This is a genomic window from Methyloceanibacter sp. (assembly GCF_058506495.1).
This window is the reverse complement of sequence record NZ_JBZMXT010000030.1, coordinates 13,806-27,437: the sequence shown is the minus strand read 5'-3', so window position 1 is coordinate 27,437 and position 13,632 is coordinate 13,806. Positions and strand designations below refer to the sequence as shown.

Annotated in this window: 15 protein-coding genes and 3 tRNA genes; 13 read left to right on the top strand and 5 right to left on the bottom strand. The window is 57.7% G+C overall.

The annotated features are described in order from the left end of the window. The 4 genes from AC33YF_RS07410 to AC33YF_RS07395 all read left to right on the top strand — a co-directional run. On the top strand, nucleotides 1-865 hold an 865-nt coding region (locus AC33YF_RS07410), incomplete at its 5' end, for a homoserine dehydrogenase (RefSeq protein WP_491776561.1). 53 nt (nucleotides 866-918) lie between these two features. After that, nucleotides 919-1,908, top strand: a complete 990-nt coding sequence (gene glpX, locus AC33YF_RS07405) for a class II fructose-bisphosphatase (RefSeq protein ID WP_491776560.1) — start codon at nucleotides 919-921, stop codon at nucleotides 1,906-1,908. A gap of 84 nt (nucleotides 1,909-1,992) precedes the next feature. Next, nucleotides 1,993-3,831, top strand: coding sequence for a single-stranded-DNA-specific exonuclease RecJ (gene recJ / locus AC33YF_RS07400; RefSeq protein WP_491776559.1), 1,839 nt, complete (start codon nucleotides 1,993-1,995; stop codon nucleotides 3,829-3,831). Nucleotides 3,832-3,920: 89 nt separating this feature from the next. Beyond that, nucleotides 3,921-3,995: transfer RNA gene (locus AC33YF_RS07395), tRNA-Glu, on the top strand. Between the two features lie 95 nt (nucleotides 3,996-4,090). On the opposite strand, the gene AC33YF_RS07390 is transcribed toward AC33YF_RS07395, so the two are convergent. Beyond that, nucleotides 4,091-4,288 (bottom strand): hypothetical protein, encoded by a 198-nt coding sequence (locus AC33YF_RS07390; protein WP_491776558.1) that lies wholly within the window; start codon nucleotides 4,286-4,288, stop codon nucleotides 4,091-4,093. Between the two features lie 586 nt (nucleotides 4,289-4,874). Next, complete coding sequence (locus tag AC33YF_RS07385; RefSeq protein WP_491776557.1) at nucleotides 4,875-5,294, bottom strand: VOC family protein; 420 nt, start codon at nucleotides 5,292-5,294, stop codon at nucleotides 4,875-4,877. Nucleotides 5,295-5,764: 470 nt separating this feature from the next. Between AC33YF_RS07385 and AC33YF_RS07380 the strand changes: the two genes are divergently transcribed. The 5 genes from AC33YF_RS07380 (at nucleotide 5,765) to AC33YF_RS07360 (ending at nucleotide 7,542) form a co-directional block, all read left to right on the top strand. Beyond that, nucleotides 5,765-6,352, top strand: a complete 588-nt coding sequence (locus tag AC33YF_RS07380) for a cold-shock protein (protein WP_491776556.1) — start codon at nucleotides 5,765-5,767, stop codon at nucleotides 6,350-6,352. 59 nt (nucleotides 6,353-6,411) lie between these two features. Continuing rightward, complete coding sequence (locus tag AC33YF_RS07375; protein ID WP_491776555.1) at nucleotides 6,412-6,852, top strand: DUF192 domain-containing protein; 441 nt, start codon at nucleotides 6,412-6,414, stop codon at nucleotides 6,850-6,852. A gap of 131 nt (nucleotides 6,853-6,983) precedes the next feature. Continuing rightward, nucleotides 6,984-7,060, top strand: a tRNA-Pro gene (locus AC33YF_RS07370). 64 nt (nucleotides 7,061-7,124) lie between these two features. Then, nucleotides 7,125-7,430, top strand: a complete 306-nt coding sequence (locus tag AC33YF_RS07365; RefSeq protein ID WP_491776554.1) for an ETC complex I subunit — start codon at nucleotides 7,125-7,127, stop codon at nucleotides 7,428-7,430. A gap of 35 nt (nucleotides 7,431-7,465) precedes the next feature. After that, nucleotides 7,466-7,542 (top strand) — tRNA-Arg (locus tag AC33YF_RS07360). Between the two features lie 32 nt (nucleotides 7,543-7,574). On the opposite strand, the gene AC33YF_RS07355 is transcribed toward AC33YF_RS07360, so the two are convergent. Both AC33YF_RS07355 and AC33YF_RS07350 read right to left on the bottom strand, forming a co-directional pair. Next, the gene (locus AC33YF_RS07355) at nucleotides 7,575-7,772 is read right to left on the bottom strand and encodes a hypothetical protein (RefSeq protein ID WP_491776553.1); all 198 of its coding nucleotides are present in this window, start codon (nucleotides 7,770-7,772) and stop codon (nucleotides 7,575-7,577) included. A 36-nt stretch (nucleotides 7,773-7,808) separates the two neighbouring features. Beyond that, nucleotides 7,809-8,087 carry a hypothetical protein gene (locus tag AC33YF_RS07350; protein ID WP_491776552.1) on the bottom strand — a complete coding sequence of 93 codons (279 nt, stop codon included), beginning with the start codon at nucleotides 8,085-8,087 and terminating at the stop codon, nucleotides 7,809-7,811. A 277-nt stretch (nucleotides 8,088-8,364) separates the two neighbouring features. Between AC33YF_RS07350 and AC33YF_RS07345 the strand changes: the two genes are divergently transcribed. Next, nucleotides 8,365-8,826, top strand: a complete 462-nt coding sequence (locus AC33YF_RS07345; RefSeq protein ID WP_491776551.1) for a DUF1499 domain-containing protein — start codon at nucleotides 8,365-8,367, stop codon at nucleotides 8,824-8,826. 369 nt (nucleotides 8,827-9,195) lie between these two features. Next, a complete protein-coding gene (locus AC33YF_RS07340) occupies nucleotides 9,196-9,789 on the top strand; it encodes a rhomboid family intramembrane serine protease (RefSeq protein ID WP_491776550.1) in 594 nt (197 codons plus the stop codon). A gap of 66 nt (nucleotides 9,790-9,855) precedes the next feature. Here AC33YF_RS07340 and AC33YF_RS07335 read toward each other — a convergent pair whose 3' ends face one another. Beyond that, on the bottom strand, nucleotides 9,856-11,190 hold the full coding sequence (locus AC33YF_RS07335) for an NAD(P)/FAD-dependent oxidoreductase (protein WP_491776549.1): 1,335 nt from the start codon (nucleotides 11,188-11,190) through the stop codon (nucleotides 9,856-9,858). A gap of 301 nt (nucleotides 11,191-11,491) precedes the next feature. Between AC33YF_RS07335 and AC33YF_RS07330 the strand changes: the two genes are divergently transcribed. Continuing rightward, complete coding sequence (locus tag AC33YF_RS07330; RefSeq protein ID WP_491776548.1) at nucleotides 11,492-12,418, top strand: SMP-30/gluconolactonase/LRE family protein; 927 nt, start codon at nucleotides 11,492-11,494, stop codon at nucleotides 12,416-12,418. Between the two features lie 120 nt (nucleotides 12,419-12,538). After that, on the top strand, nucleotides 12,539-13,606 hold the full coding sequence (locus AC33YF_RS07325; protein ID WP_491776547.1) for a sodium:calcium antiporter: 1,068 nt from the start codon (nucleotides 12,539-12,541) through the stop codon (nucleotides 13,604-13,606). The last annotated feature ends 26 nt before the right edge of the window (nucleotides 13,607-13,632 follow it).

Genomic DNA, 13,632 nt, shown 5'->3' with positions numbered 1-13,632 from the left:
GTTCGGAATTTTGAACGGGACTTGCAATTACATCCTGACAAAGATGGAGCGGGAAGGCCGTCACTTCGCCGACGTCTTACAGGAGGCACAGGAACAGGGTTACGCCGAAGCCGACCCCGCATTCGACGTCGGCGGTTTTGACACCGCACACAAGCTCGCACTGCTGACAAGCTTGGCTTTTGGCACCCGCACGCGCTTCGATGCCATCTATGTAGAGGGGATTGAAACAATTACCCTCACTGATATCGAGGCAGCCACCGATCTCGGCTACCGCATAAAGTTGCTTGGTGTCGCTCTTAGAACCGATAGTGGGATAGAGCAGCGGGTCCATCCCACCATGGTGCCAAGGGATACAGCCATCGCAAATGTCGATGGCGTCTCCAATTGCGTCGCCATCGATGGCGATTTCATTGGTGACGTCATGCTGATTGGTCCAGGCGCCGGTGGTGGGCCGACAGCCTCTGCAGTGATGAGCGATATTATCGACATCGCTCGGGGCGTCGTTCTTCGGCCCTTCGGCATCAAAGCCAAGCACATGAAGGCCTACAAAAAGGCTGCCATGCGGACACACGAGGGCGGCTACTATATCCGTCTCTCCGTATACGATCGCACCGGCGCATTCGCCGCGATTGCCCAACGCATGGCAACGCAGGGAATCTCACTTGAGAGTATTGTTCAGCGCCGTTCGGATAGTGAGCGTCCGGGTCAAGGCCGGAGCACACGCAAGAAGGGTGAGCCCCAAGCCAGCGTCGTGATGGTAACGCACGAGACTACAGAAGCCGCCGTTCGAAAGGCGCTTGCGGCCATTGAACGGGACGGGCATGTGGACTCCAAGCCGCAAATGATAAGAATCGAAAAACTTTAACGGTCATTACGCTGATGGTCGACGGCCTGCTTTAGCACGAGGGAGGTTTTGGCGTGTCGGAGGCAGTTGAGGGAACAGAGCTCGACCGAGCCTTGGCGCTCGATATTGTCCGGGTAACAGAAGCGACGGCCGTGGCTGCAGCTCAGTGGCTTGGTCGTGGTGACGAAGCCTCGGCTGACGCTGCCGCTGCTGCTGCTATGCATCGCGAAGTAGCCCGGCTGCCATTTGAGGGTGTGGTCGTCGTCGGCGAAGGCGAGGAGGGCGACTGCCCCGTCTTCTATTTGGGCGAGAAGATTGGCGCGGGCTCGCCCTCAGGCGCGGCTCTTGATTTGGCCGTCGATCCAATCGAAGGATCCACCCTCTGTGCAAAGGCCCTTCCCAACGCCATGTCCGTCCTGGTTGTTGCGGAGCGAGGAAGTCTCCTCAAGGTCCCACCGATCTACATGGAGAAAGTCGCAGTCGGGCCAGGCTATCCTGAGGGCATTGTACGCGTTGCCGCCACACCGACGGAAAACCTCAATGCTCTGGCAAAGGCCAAGGGCGTGCGAGTACAGGATCTGACGGTTTGTGTTCTCGACCGGCCGCGTCACGGGTACCTCATTGAGGAGATCCGAACCGCTGGGGCAGCTTTGCGCCTGATCGGCGATGGCGACATTGCAGGCGTAATCCACGTTACGAATCCATCACAGACCGGTATCGACATGTATCTGGGGATTGGCGGTGCGGCCGAGGGCGTTTTGGCCGCTGCTGCGTTGGCTTGCATCGGCGGCCAGATGGAAGGACGCCTCGTTGCCCTCAATAAGGAGCATCGTGCGTGGGCAAAGCTGGCAGGGATCACCGACCTGACCAAGACCTACGGGCTTGAGGATATGGTCGCTGGGGACCTCAGCTTTGCGGCGACGGGGATCACGGACGGCTCAATGATGGCTGGCGTTCATCACAGTCCAACAACGATCACCACGGAAAGCGTCGTGATGCGAGCTTCCACGCATACACGGCGCTGGATAAGAACAGACCACGCCGATCCTAGAAAATTTGACTGAATCGGGAACAGCGTCGAATCGGCTACTCTGGGCGCTCACTTGAAACTATCGCCCGCGCCCTCGAAAACACGTCGTAGTCCAACCGTGACCGCATCTTTGAAACGCCAAGACGAAAACGCGAGCTCGGAAAAACCCACAATGCTTGCCGTGGAGCGCTCTGCGCGCGGTCAACGCTGGATAGAACGACTAGATCCAGCGCGCGCGCATATTGCGACGGCCATTGCGCAGGCCAATGCTCTACCGGACCTGATTGGCCGAGTCCTTGCGGCACGCGGAGCCGATATGCAAACCGCCGAGCGCTTCCTGGATCCCTCGCTCAGGACATTGATGCCGGACCCTTTGCGCCTTCGTGACATGAACGCCGCGGCTGATCGCATGGCCGCGGCCATCATGAGAAAAGAAACTATCGCGATCTTCGGAGACTACGATGTCGATGGAGCGTCCTCTGTTGCTCTCATCGAGCGCTTCTTGAGGGCCCATGGGCAAGCATGCCTGACCTACATTCCTGACCGCTTGACCGAGGGTTATGGCCCGTCACCTGAGGCCCTTTGTGGGCTCGTCGACGAGGGCGCCAAGCTCATCCTGACCGTGGATTGCGGAACGGCAGGTGCAACAGCGATTTCAGCCGCCAATGATTCAGGTGCCGATGTAATCGTTCTAGATCACCACCAGACGGGCGAAAATCTCCCGCCCGCGCTTGCTGTCATAAATCCGAACCGGCAGGACGACGTGTCGGGCCAGGGGCATCTGGCTGCGGCTGGCGTCGTATTCCTGTTCCTCGTTGCCACGTCTGCCGCTTTAAGACGCTTGGGGGCCTATAAGAATCAGCCTTCTCCGGATCTACTGGGGCTTCTCGACCTCGTCGCCCTCGCGACAGTCTGCGACGTAGTGCCCTTCGAGGACGTGAACCGCGCCTTCATCGCAAAGGGTCTGAAAGTCCTGCGACTTCGGCACAATGTGGGCCTCCGGGCGCTTGCCGACGAGGCCAGGCTTACCGAAGCACCGTCGACCTACAGCCTCGGATTTGTATTGGGTCCGCGGATCAACGCCGGCGGTCGGGTAGGTGCGTCAGGCCTCGGCGCGAGGCTCCTTGCCACGGAAGACGAAAATGAAGCCGCAACGATTGCCGCGCGACTAGAAGCGCTTAACAGCCAGCGCAAGGCCATCGAGCACCATATGCTCGAGGGGGCGACTGCCTTGGGCGAACAGACTGTCGAGGCGGACCCAAAAGCACCGTTTCTGTTCCTCGGAGACGCCGAATGGCACAGGGGTCTCGTTGGTCTCGTGGCAGGCCGGCTCACGGAGCGCTTTCACCGTCCGTCCTTCGTGATGACGATAAACAGCGACGGCGTCGCCACGGGATCCGCCCGCTCCATCTCATCTGTGGATCTCGGCTCGGTCGTACGGGATGCGGTGGAGGAGGGGCTGTTTCTCAAAGGCGGCGGACACAGCATGGCTGCTGGCTTCACTCTAGATTGGAGCAAGCGAACAGAGGCCGCCGCGTTTATCAGTCAGCGCCTCACTGAACCTGTTGCCCATTCCTCAGCAAACCGTACGCTCTACCTTGATGGCGCATTGTCAGCCGGTGGCGTCACACCGGACTTGCTCAACCATCTCGAAAGGGCGGGCCCTTATGGCCCTGGTTATCCGAGGCCGCGCTTTGTCTTTCCGGCACATCGACTGATGCGGCTGCGCACCTTTGGCAATGGGCACATGCGCTGCACCCTTAGAGCCGCCGACGGTAGTCGCATCGATGCAGTCGCGTTCCGTGTCGACGGGTCGCCGCTCGGAGAGACTTTGATAAACGGGGACGGGCAACAGCTACACATCGCCGGCCATCTGCGACGGTCGAGCTGGCAGGGGCGGGAGCGCATCGAGCTGATGATCGAAGACGCTGCTGAAAAACCGGAGTCCGCGGGCTAGGGGCTTGCGGGGATGAGGCGCGGCGTCTTAGACAGCGCTCTTGCTAGACGTCGCAAAGCTATCTATATCAGCGGTCTCGCGACCGGCACGCTCCCTTCGTCTATCGGTTAGGACGCCAGGTTTTCAACCTGGAAAGAGGGGTTCGATTCCCCTAGGGAGTGCCATTCGAGACCCAGCACTAAGCAATCGTTTGCGGGTTATCGCGGGCCGATACGTGACCCAAAAAAGCGCGTCGTCGATCAATGCCTTCCAGCTTAGACTATTGGGGGATGGGCAGTTTCTCGCGCCACTCGGCAGGAAGCAAATAGATCGGGTCCGGCAACTCGATCACACCTGCAAGTCGCAGGATAACGACGACGAGCCAATAAGCCACAAGGAGCGTGACAAGTATCAGAGGAATGCCGATGGCGTACGCAGCCACTTTCCCGACCAAGTCACCAAACTCATCAAACGTCATATCGAACTCTCTCTCCCCGACACGCGATATAGGGCCGATGGGCGCTCCTTCGCCCGAAGTGCCAGTTAGGCGAAAGCTGGTGCAATGTCACGGGAGCTTACTCCGAAGGCGGTTTTTGGCTCACAAATTTTCCGCGGTTAAATCCCATTGGACAGACGGCCCTTTCCCATGAGGAGAACGTCCACAGCTACCCAAATAAGAGCGGTGGCGGATGCCGCAACCCAACGGAGTCTCGGCGGTATGCATGGGGACCGTCGGGTTTCCTTGCGAGCCATCGCGGTGAGAATCCTTCTGTTCCGACAACCGCGGTGCTCACTGGCCCCGGCGTTTAGACTCCCTGGGCGCCGGGGTCATGTCGTCCAGCGGTTTGAGAGCGCAACCCAGAGACCGCGGCATCTGGCCCGAAACACCCATGTTCTGAGGGGGTTAGCGAAGGCCGGCCAGCACTTGCCAGGTCGGAGTACAGCCATTCGTCTTGACTTGTCTCGCTGATAAGCCAGTAAGCGTGCTCTGTCTCGTTGACAGACGGCAATCATGCCGGCGCCACGAACAGATCTCGCTCTAGCAATTTCTCCGTCTCGCTCTGCTACCAAGTTCCCGTGTTGGGCATCGACGCCCAGGGTTCCTGTTGAGGCAGACGACCTCCCTTTTGCAACAACTCGATCGAGATGTTGTCTGGTGAACGAATAAAGGCCATGTGGCCATCCCGCGGTGGACGGTTGATGGTGACACCAGCATCCATGAGCCGCTGGCATGTCTCGTAGATGTCGTCGACTGCATAAGCGAGATGTCCGAAGTGTCGTCCTTCATCGTACGGTTCGGGATCCCAATTGTAGGTGAGTTCGAGTTCTGCATCTTCGTCGCCTGGCGCGGCCAAGTAGATGAGCGTGAAGCGGCCTTGCTCGCTGTCCATCCTACGGGTCTCTTTCAGTCCGAGCTTGTTGCAGTAGAAATCAAGCGACTCATCAATGTCCGAGACGCGAACCATGGTGTGGAGATACTTCATCGACAGCGTCCTTCCTCCGCCAGCAAGCGCGGTTGGGTTGGCTCTGAGGCTGACCCTAAAGCCCTTAAGAGGATGATGGCAAGATAACGAATACCTCTTCTGGCAAGCGCTGAATGCAATTTTTATTTCATATGTTGCATCGCGCCCACAGCGCGCGGTCCGATATGACGAAATCCCAATTTTGTTTGATACAAGAAAAGTTTGCATGCGCTTCACCGAGATTTTGCGTCTCAAGCGGCGAATAGACACTCAACGCTCGACGGCCTTCGGTTTCTCTTATCGATCAGAAGGTTGCGCGTGCGCTCGTCTCATAATGACAACTTCGCACCCGCACTGTGGAGAAGAGTATGCAAGCAGCAAAAATCATCTGGCGGTTGAAACAGCCGATGTTATCCTAATGGAAACGCACTATTTGATTCGTATATCGCGGCATCGAGTCGATCTTACTTTGTTCAGCGGGGGAATGCGGCATGGCGGCGAAAGCATCGCCACTTGAGGAGGAACTTACCCAACACACCGAAGAGGCCGCTATCGACGATGCCACTGTCGATGTCTTCGAGGTCTCCGGCGCAATCAAGTGGTTCGACGCGTCGAAGGGATATGGGTTCATTGTCCCCGACGACGACCTTCCCGATGTCCTGTTGCACGTTACGTGCTTGCGGCGCGATGGTCACCAGACTGCCTACGAAGGCGCACGAGTCGTTTGCGAAGTTCTTCGTCGTCCAAAGGGACTGCAAGCATTTCGTATTTTGGAAATCGACGATACAACAGCCGTCCACCCCTCTCAGCTGCCCCAGCGAACGCATGTGGTGGTCGTTCCCGAAAGCGACTGGGAACGGGTTATGGTTAAATGGTTTAATCGGATCCGCGGTTTTGGCTTCCTAACGAGAGGCCCCTCGACGCCGGATATCTTTGTACACATGGAGACGCTGCGGCGGTGCGGATTTACGGAACTTCGTCCGGGTCAATCTCTTCTCGTTCGGTTCGGGAAAGGCCCCAAAGGCTTGATGGCCGCGGAAATCAAGCCGGATGGCGCCAACGGCCCGGCCTCCCACTGATCGCTGGATCTATTCGCAGAAATCTCACGTTTTTGTGGCTCACGGCGGCACTTATTTTGGTGCCGCTCGCGTCTAGTTCTGCCAAAGGGACCGGCACAGTGGTGCTTGAGACAGGCACAGGTAAGCATAGTTACACTGTCGAGGTTGCCGATACCCCTCAGGAGAAAGTCCGGGGCCTTATGTTCCGTCGGTCGATGCCACGAGATCACGGCATGATCTTTCTCCATGACCCACCTCGACGCGCAACCATGTGGATGCGAAACACCTATATCGCCCTCGACATGATTTTCATTTCCGAGCAGGGAACCGTTCTACGCATTGAGGCCAACACCGAGCCGTTCTCCACGGACGTCATCGACTCGGGAGGGATCGCTGAGGCGGTTCTGGAACTGAATGCAGGAGAAGCGGCTCGGATTGGCTTGAAGCCGGGCGATCGCGTGGTGTTCCCAGGTCTTGGGCAGTCGCCTGCCAAAGAGGCGGAACAATCCGGAACCTGGTGACAGTGGCCTACCGTCGCGGGGCTAGCGTCAAGCCACTGATCTGAGTATGAAGTGACCCGTGAAGCGTTTCTTGTGTTAAGAGGCTTGCCTGCGCCGGATTTGGCTGTCATGTCCGTGCCGTGTGGTCTTAACGGGGCATAGCGCAGTCTGGTAGCGCACCTGCTTTGGGAGCAGGGGGTCGCAAGTTCGAATCTTGCTGCCCCGACCACTCACTGTTCTGATTGGACGGCTGTCCAGTTGATGGGAAAAAAGCTGCTTTAGGTGGACACTCAATGACGGCCCGGATTTATAAACCCGCCCAAAATGTCATGCAGCAGGGCAAGGGAGCGACCCGCGATTGGGTCTTGGAGTACGTCCCCGACCAGCCACGCCAAATCGAGCCGTTAATGGGCTGGACAAGTTCATCCGACACCAAGCGACAAATCAGGCTGAGCTTTGCAACAAAGGACGAGGCCATCGCTTACGCGAAGGAAAACGGCATTGCCTTTCGCTTGGAAGAGCCGCCGGCCTCAAAGATCCGCCCGAAGTCTTACGCAGAGAACTTCAAGTACGGCCGCCCCGACAGCTGGACACACTGAATTCAGGCGAGTCGGGCTATACTCTGCGCTTGTGTGGTCCCGTAGCTCAACCGGATAGAGCACCTGCCTTCTAAGCAGGGGGTTGCAGGTTCGAGTCCTGCCGGGATCGCCAGTTTAGATTGGGCATCTGACCCCTCGCTTAGACTAGTCGTCAGAGCCGCTCGTCAGGCTTTGGTAGAGCTCCCAGGCGCTTCGCTCCACCCAGTTGTGGGCCAGTTTCGGCCCGTCCTCAGTCCAACGAATCTCCCAAATCGCAATGCCGGTAAAAGAGATAGGGCGCCCGTCAGGCTCCGTCCCGAGAACCCGGTTGTTAAGTCCAGTTGCCTGCCAGCGCGATGTCACGCGCTTTGCGTCCGCGTTGGCGAAGGTCTCCAGGGCCTATAGCCGAACATCCTTGGCCTTCTCCTGAAATGCCTCAACCCATGTTTTCAAGTTGTCGCGCCCCTCGATTTCGCGACCCGCACTGGTCAACCCGAAGTCGACCACGACCAGTTCGTCGATCGCGCGCAAGTCAGCAGGCGCAGACCAAACACGGTCCCAGAACTCTGTGACAACTCGCTCAGCCTGTTCCCGCTTCTCCGCATTGTCGGCGACAGCGGGCAGCGTCGAGGTCGTGAACACGATAGCAAGTGCCAATAGCTGGAAGCATGACTTCATGCCACTTACCTTCAAACCCGCTTTTGGCAGTTTGAGGGCGTCAATGCCGAGCGAGGAGCATGTTTGGTTCCGATCCAAAGACAAATATTTTGTGCCGTCTCGATAGTCTCGTCGGATAGCGGCAAGCGGACACGAAATTTCGGACAAGTAGCATCGTAAGGTCCGTGTTCGCTTGAATACGTCGACCCATGCTTGATGAAAGGTTTCTACTGGAAAGCGGTAGCACTCTCGCTATCTGCTAAACTCCGGTTTCTTGGACGGAGGCACTAAAGCTCATATGCCTGTATTCGAGCGGCTCTGGAGTCTTTTCGGCCCGCCTGACCTGGGACCGGTTGACTTTGATGCTTTGGAGCGCCGCAGCACTCCCAATGACGCCCTGGCGTGCCCACGAGGCTTTCGCAAGGCCAGGAGCGACCTCACCACGCCCGAGTTCGCAGTTGATGTGGCTACTCTTCAGGCGGCGATGGCCAAAGTCATAGCATCCGAGCCAAGGACAATCCTTGTCGATCGCAACGATGCCACGCTGACTGAGCGCTATATGCAGCGAAGCGAAGTTCTAAAATTTCCCGACACGATAGTCGTTCGCTACATCGAGAAACCTGACGGCGCTAGCTTGGCGATGTACTCACGCTCGCAGCTCGGCTATAGCGATCTCGGCGCCAATCTCTCGCGGCTTCGGCGTTGGCTCAATAAGTTGGAGCAATACGTCGCGCCGGCTGCGGTTAAATTGGACGACTGATTCCCGAAGCTAACAAATTTCGCTTTGCAGCATCGACCACTGGACGTACTCCGCTAGAACCGACTTAGGTACTTCAGGCCTAAGGCAGATCCAAACATCGGCCGACTTGCCCAGTGCCCGCGCAAGGATTGCGCACGAGATGATTGACAGTGCTCATCGACATCAAGCTAGTAGCATGCCCGCGCCTTATCCAACGGTGTCTCAACCCCCAGATTGCGGTGCAAGCCCTTGTTCCCTATCTCCGACGACAATCCTCGCAGAAGTAACCCGATCGTAACGTGGTCCATTATTGGCGTTTGCGTTCTCGTTTTCTTTTGGCAGCTTTCTTTGGGGGCTAACGCCAGCAGAGTCGCTTTCTACGAATACGGCATGATTCCTGCGCGCCTGTTCGGGACAGCCGATCTTCAAGCAAACACTGCTGCTGTTCCCGCATGGTTCACGGTGTTCACGTCCATGTTCATGCACGGCAGCTGGATGCACCTTGGCTCCAACATGCTGTTTTTATGGATTTTCGGGGACAACGTCGAAGATTCCATGGGCCACGTTCGCTACCTTGCGTTCTATCTCGTCTGCGGTATCGCCGCCGCATTCGCTCAGGCCCTTGTTAATCCCGACTCCATCGTGCCCATGGTGGGCGCGAGCGGCGCAATTTCGGGCGTGCTGGGTGCCTATGTGCTCCTTCATCCGCACGCCACCGTGCGAACGGTGATCTTCTTTGGCTTCTTCTTCACGATTGTGTATCTGCCGGCACTGATCGTATTGGGGCTCTGGCTGTTGCTACAGCTCGTGAGCGGATTCCTCTCAAGTGCAGGCGAACCCGGGGTTGCTTTTTGGGCTCATGTCGGTGGGTTTGTCGCGGGGATGGTGCTCGTACCGTTCTTCAAAAAAAGCAATGTGCCACTCTTCCAGCCATCCCATCACCGTCCATTTCAAGTCGAACGTCGGCGGGGCCCATGGGGATAGTCTGTTTCAATCATCACCGCGCTGACCGGCATCTGCGGTGACAATCCGCCAGAGATGCCGACCTATCTACTTCTCGATGGCGTCGCGAAACCGATACCAACGCTCCACGAATGGGACCGCGAGTTGCGCGGCATCGCGCACAGGGAAGGGCGGGAAGGCCAGGTCATCGAACGGTGTCTTCCCATCAGGATCGTTGGTCATTTGCAGCGCAATCTTGTGCCCGAAATAGGTGGCGCGCGACACGCCCGTGCCGCAATAGCCGGCAGCGAAAAAGATGCCATCGCGTGTGCAACCGAGATGGGGGAGCGCATCATATGTGTAACCGATGCTCCCATCCCAGACATGGGAGACACCGACGTTGCCGAGATCGGGGAGCACCGAGAGAAGTTCGTCAGCGAGATGGCGATAGGCCTTGAGGCCGCTAAGCCGTGCCGCCCGTCCGCCCCAAACGAGCCGGTTCTGATCCGGCGCGGCTCGAAAGTAATAGAACACCCTGTTGGTGTTGCCATAGACGCGCCGTGCCGGCATGAGCTGGTCGATCAAGCCCGGTTCAAGAGACTCAGTGGCAATCAAGGCCGAATGAACACTAATTATCCGTCGCCGAAGGTGTCCAACTAGATGATCTGTATACCCATTCGTCGCAATGAGGATCTGACTGCAGTCGATCTTGCCGACTTCGGTGGCAACACGGTATCCGGCTTCTTCGCGTTGAACTGCCTTCGCGCTGGCGAGGCCTACGATTGCGCCGCCCCGCGCGGTAACGCGCGCCATAAGGCCGGAGTGGTACAGCCCTGGATGAAGTGAGGCGTCCTCGGGCAGCACCGATCCGCCATAGAAGCGGTCGGTTCGGATCTCGGCGTGCTGCTCCGATCGTGGGACCATGAAGCTCTCCACACCGGCGATGCGCTTCAGGTCTTCCATATCGCGCGCCATGGCCTCGTAATGCGCCGGCCTCATTGCTCCACGGAAGCGTCCACATCGTTGGAAGAAGCAGTCGATGCGTTCTTTGGCAATCAGGGCGCCGATATAGTCGAGCATGCGTGTGCCTTCGCGAAGAAGCGCGGTTGCCTTAACCTCTCCGCGTGATGCTACCAGGTCCCGCACGCGGAATTTCTGGTTGCCACTCCCAATCTGACCGCCGTTGCGTGTGCTCGCCCCGAATCCCGGCACGCCTCTGTCGAGAACAACAACGCTTCGCCCCTTGTCGAGCATGGTTAGCGCCGCGGACAGTCCTGTGAAACCGGATCCAACAATCACCACGTCGGCACGCATTGGAAGGGTCGGGCGCTCAACTTTTTTTAGTGGCGCCGCATCCCACCAGTACGGCTCGTGTATCGGCGACGTTCCGGTATCGACACGGCCCGAGGCGAGATCGGCTAATGTCAAAGCAGCGGATGCCATTCACACGCTCCTTTTAACTGGGCCTATCCACAATACGCTTTCCGTATCGCTTTTGTCTCTGGACCAGCTTGGCTGCGCAATAGCAAAAACTCGATTGCGCCAGTTGTCAGACCCACCCAGTTCAAACGCCGCCGAAAGCCGGGTAGGTTAGGTCCGGTCAAGTTAGGGTTGCCATGCAGCGGTGGCGACCGAGTAGATGAGCATCGGTTTGCACATTAGGGATCCCTGAATGATGAGCGTTCATCTAATCCGGTTGGCGAGGCGTTTCGTTGCGGCAACAGCAATAGGCGCCAGCAGACGCGTGAGTACGACCGCCGCTTCGGGTCTCTCGAAAGTGGGGCGTTTGGTTACGTTCATCCTTGTTGCCTCAGGCTCTTGGTCCTTGCAGCCTCCATTGGCGATTGCTCAGGCGCCGACACTTGCTTGGGAGGCCAAGGGCCTGGCGCGCCCAGAATCTGTGCTTCACGACCCGGTCACAGACGTCCTCTTCGTTTCCAACATCAACGGCCCCGTTATGCAGAAGGACGGGAATGGCTTCATCTCACGTCTGAAGCCAGACGGGACGATCCTTGAGCGGAGGTGGGCCAAGGGCCTTAATGCCCCGACGGGAATGGGATTAAGCGAACGGACGCTCTACGTCGCCGATGTGGATGCGCTCGTTGCGATCAATGCTGCTTCGGGGAGCATCGAGAGGACCCATAAGGCCAACGGAGCCATTTTTCTGAACGACGTTGCCGTCGGTGACGACGGCACAGTGTACGTCTCGGACACGCCAATGAATACTATTTGGCGTCTCAAAGACGGCGTCTTCGAGCCCTGGCTTACCGATGACGCCCTGAACGGGCCCAATGGACTCTTGTTCAGGGAAGGGCGTCTCATTGTTGCATCCTTCGGGCGGCCCAAAAGTGTTGGCCAGGAGCAAGAAGTTGCCGGCCTGTTTGCAATTGATGTCGAGGAAAAGTCTGTTTCCCCGCTTGGGGAGCCCTTTGGCAACCTCGATGGGATCGACGAACTCCAGCCCGGAACCTATCTTGTGACCGACTGGGCTGAGGGCAGCCTATACACCATTGCTGTAAAGGGTAAGAAGGCGCGGGTACGTCAGCTGTTAGACCTAAACCAGGCCAGCGCCGACCTGATCTATATGCCCGACGAAAGGCTTGTTCTCATTCCGATGATGTTGGACAACACTTTGGCTGCCTATAAGCTCGACGCTCCAAAGTCCAACTAGGTCTGAGATGGCCAGAAAAACAACGAATAACCACAGCACCAAACTACAAAAGATACTTCCGGGGCAAAGGCGCTAGAGCCGTTATCGTCCAAACGTCCAGTTAGCAATGAGACCGTCCGCTTGATCTCCGCACTTGCGCAGCTCCCATTACCCGCGACCCTGGCTGCTTTCGTGGTGGCGGCAATCGGTGTGTGGCTCGCGGGGACGAGGCTAGCGGTCTTTGCCGATGCCATTGCCGCGCGGAAACGCATCGGACAAGCCTTTATGGGGCTCATATTCGTTGCGGCGGCCACCTCTCTGCCCGAGCTGGTGACTACGCTCTATGGCGCCTATGTCGGGCAGGCTCAGCTCGTTCTTGGCAATATGTTCGGCGGCATCACCATGCAGACGGCAATCCTCGCCCTGGTCGATCTGCTCATCGTATCCTACGCCCTGACATCCTATCCAAGCGGCCCTACTTCAGCGCTCGAGGCAACATTGCTGATCGCGCTGCTCGCAATGCTCTTGGGTCTGCATTCTGTCGGAGAATTAGCGCTGCCATTCGGGGTTGGCTTAGGCACCGTTCTGCTTGGCCTCGCCTATGTGGGTATCGTGGCTATGCTGCGCCACTACGATGGGGTTCAGTCTTGGATCCCCGTTGAGAGTGTCGATGCGGCCTTGCCGCGCAAAGTTCAAGAAGAGAACGGAGGCAGCGCCACCGACGGTATGAGTACGGCGGGCCTTGTTATTGGTTTCGCCTTGATGGGCTTGGCAATCCTTCTGTGCGGACTTGTGCTTATTGCAAGCTCCGCGGCGATCGCGGAGCAAACGGGTCTAGGCTCCAGCTTCATTGGAATGACGTTGCTAGCAACTGCAACATCGCTTCCAGAGGTCAGCACAACGATTTCGGCCGTTCGGATCGGCGCTTACAGTATGGCGATCTCGAATATTTTCGGTAGCAACCTTCTGATGGTAGCCATGGTCCTGCCGGCCGATATCGTCTATGGCGGTGCCCCGATCCTAGGGGCAATCGATCAGGGTACGGCCTTTGCAATCATTTCAGGTATACTTGTTACCTCCGTCTATCTCGCCGGGCTCATCATCCGGTCGAGGCGCACAGTGCTCCGGATGGGCGTCGACTCCGCTCTCGTACTGTTGATTTACGCAATCACAGTCGCCGTGTTTTACCATTTCAGCGGGGCGTCATAACGATGGCGTCTGCCAGCACGATCGGA